Here is a 2,634-nt window from a genome sequence, read left to right as displayed (position 1 = left end):
GAACAAGGCCGCGCATGAAGCGGGACACGGCGTCGCCATTTCAGCGTCGCGGTTCGGTTCGGCGGGTGTGCTGCCCATTTCCTGGGCCTACGTGAAGCTGATGGGCGGGGCCGGCCTGACCGAGGCCACCAAGTCTGCGCTGCTCGCGGCGAACTATGTCGCGTCCCGGCTGAACGAGTTCTTCCCGGTCCTCTACACAGGAGAGAGCGGGCTGGTGGCGCACGAGTGCATCCTGGACCTCCGCGAGCTCACGGCCCGGACCGGCGTCACCGCCGAGGACGTGGCCAAGCGCCTGATCGACTTTGGCTTCCATGCGCCCACCCTGGCGTTCCCGGTGGCGGGCACGCTGATGGTGGAGCCCACCGAGTCGGAGGACCTGGCCGAGATCGACCGGTTCATCGACGCGATGATCACCATCCACGCCGAAATCGAGCAGGTCGCCAGCGGCGACTTCACCGTGGAGAACTCCCCGCTGCGCAACGCGCCCCACACGGCAGCCGCCGTCGTCAGTTCCTCCTGGGACCGTTCCTACCCGCGTGAGCAGGCCGCGTTCCCTGTGCCCTCGCTCAGGCAGGACAAGTACTTCCCGCCGGTGGGCCGCATCGACGGCGCGGCCGGCGACCGCAACCTGGTCTGCTCCTGCCCGCCTCTCGAAGACTTCGAAAACTAAGGACTGACAATGACCGAGAATTACACGGCGCTCTACGACCAGCACAAGAAGGCCGGCGCATCCTTCACCGACTTCGGCGGCTGGCAGATGCCCCTCAAGTACACCTCCGAGCTCGCCGAGCACCACGCCGTGCGCAACGCGGCCGGCCTGTTCGACCTCTCCCACATGGGCGAAGTCTGGGTGACTGGCCCGGACGCCGGCGCCTTCCTGGACTACGCCCTGGCCGGCAAGCTGTCCGCGATCGCCGTTGGCAAGGCCAAGTACTCGCTGATTTGCGACGCCGACGGCGGCATCATCGATGACCTGATCTCGTACCGCCGCCCATCTTCCGAAGAAGGCGCGGACAAGTACCTCGTGGTCCCCAACGCCGGCAACGCCACGGTGGTGGCCGCGGCTCTGGCCGAACGTGCCGCCAACTTCGACGTCGTAGTGGAGGACGCCTCCGCCGAGACCTCGCTCATCGCCGTCCAGGGTCCCGCCGCAGAGGCGATCCTGCTGGCCCTGGTCCCCGCCGAGCAGCACACGCTGGTCACGGAACTGAAGTACTACGCCGCCGTCGAGGTAGGGCTCACCGTCAACGGCACTGTACAGACCCTGCTGCTGGCCCGCACCGGCTACACCGGCGAGGACGGCTTCGAGATCTACGTCCCGAACGTGGATGCCGCCGGACTGTGGGAGGCGCTGCTGGATGCGGGCGCCGCCCATGGGCTCATTCCGGCAGGCTTGGCCTGCCGCGACTCGCTGCGTCTGGAAGCCGGGATGCCGCTCTACGGCAACGAGCTCTCGCGCCACGTCAATGCCTACGCCGCGGGACTGGGCCCGGTGGTGTCACTGGCCAAGGAAAGCGACTTCGTGGGCAAGGAGGCGCTGGCCGCAATCAAGGCAGCCGGCGTCGGTTCCACCATCGGCCAAAAGCTCGTGGGCCTCAGAGGCCTGGGCCGCCGCGCCGCCCGCGGCCACTATCCGGTGCTCAAGGACGGCACGCTGATCGGCGAGGTCACCTCCGGCCAACCCTCCCCCACCCTCGGCTACCCGGTGGCGATGGCGTACGTCGACGTCGAGCATTCCGAGGTAGGCACGGTCCTGGACGTCGACCTGCGCGGCAAGGCAGAGCGGTTCGAAGTGGTGGCACTGCCGTTCTACAGGCGCGCGCACTAGGCCCGGCAGCACCAACAGACTTTCAAACGTAAAGGAAAATCACATGAGCAAAGTTGTTTCTGAACTGAAGTACTCCGCCGAGCACGAGTGGGTTGCTGCTGACGGGGGCGGGCCGGTGGGGATCGGGATCTCTGCCGTCGCGGCCGACGCCCTGGGCGACATCGTCTACGTGGACCTCCCCGAGGTCGGTTCCACCGTCACGGCAGGCGAAACCTGCGGCGAGGTGGAGTCCACCAAGTCCGTCTCCGACCTGTACGCGCCGGTCACGGGTGAAGTGACCGAGATCAACGACGGTGTCGTCGCCGACCCGGCCCTGATCAACAGCGACCCCTACGGCGCCGGTTGGCTGTTCAAGGTGGCCGTCACCGAGGAGGGCCCCCTGATGTCGGCCGAGGAATACGCCACAGCAAACGGCGGCGAGCTGTAACTTCCCCCAGCAAGTCCACCTCCCCAGCCCGAACCGACCACAACTATCCAGTTAGGAACCGACCATGGCTGTTGGCGTCTTCGACCTCTTCTCTATCGGAATAGGCCCATCCAGTTCCCACACCGTTGGACCCATGCGGGCCGCGGCGGTGTTTGCCGAGGAGCTGAAGGCGTCCGGCAAGCTGGCGGACGTGGCGTCGCTGCGCGTGGACCTCTACGGCTCGCTCGCGGCGACGGGGCACGGGCACGGCACGATGACGGCGATCCTGCTGGGGCTGGAGGGCTACCACCCGGAACTGATCCTGCCCGATGAGGTCGAGGAACGGCTGGCGTCGATCGCCGGGACCGGAACCCTGCAGCTGGCCGGTGCCGTCGCCCTG

The 2,634-nt window shown here is 67.3% G+C and carries 3 protein-coding genes and 1 pseudogene; all 4 read left to right on the top strand.

All coding sequences use genetic code 11. From position 1 onward, the window contains the following. Positions 1 to 670, top strand: a pseudogene (locus tag ARGLB_RS15665) (glycine dehydrogenase (aminomethyl-transferring)); the annotation flags it as partial. Positions 671 to 679: 9 nt separating this feature from the next. Further along, positions 680 to 1,828, top strand: a complete 1,149-nt coding sequence (gene gcvT / locus ARGLB_RS15660) for a glycine cleavage system aminomethyltransferase GcvT (RefSeq protein ID WP_003804324.1) — start codon at positions 680 to 682, stop codon at positions 1,826 to 1,828. 43 nt (positions 1,829 to 1,871) lie between these two features. Beyond that, a complete protein-coding gene (gene gcvH / locus ARGLB_RS15655) occupies positions 1,872 to 2,255 on the top strand; it encodes a glycine cleavage system protein GcvH (protein WP_003804323.1) in 384 nt (127 codons plus the stop codon). A gap of 64 nt (positions 2,256 to 2,319) precedes the next feature. Continuing rightward, positions 2,320 to 2,634, top strand: a 315-nt coding sequence (locus ARGLB_RS15650) for a serine dehydratase beta chain (protein ID WP_003804321.1), incomplete at its 3' end; no start/stop codon positions are given.

Source organism: Arthrobacter globiformis NBRC 12137, assembly GCF_000238915.1.
Lineage (GTDB): Bacteria > Actinomycetota > Actinomycetes > Actinomycetales > Micrococcaceae > Arthrobacter > Arthrobacter globiformis.
The sequence above is the reverse complement of the archived record's forward strand: the minus strand, read 5'-3'. Positions and strand labels throughout refer to the sequence as shown.

Excerpts from the sequence above, each read along its gene's own strand:
- gcvT (WP_003804324.1), top strand. The coding sequence starts at position 680 with ATGACCGAGAATTACACGGCGCTCTACGACCAGCACAAGAAGGCCGGC.
- gcvH (WP_003804323.1), top strand. The coding sequence starts at position 1,872 with ATGAGCAAAGTTGTTTCTGAACTGAAGTACTCCGCCGAGCACGAGTGG.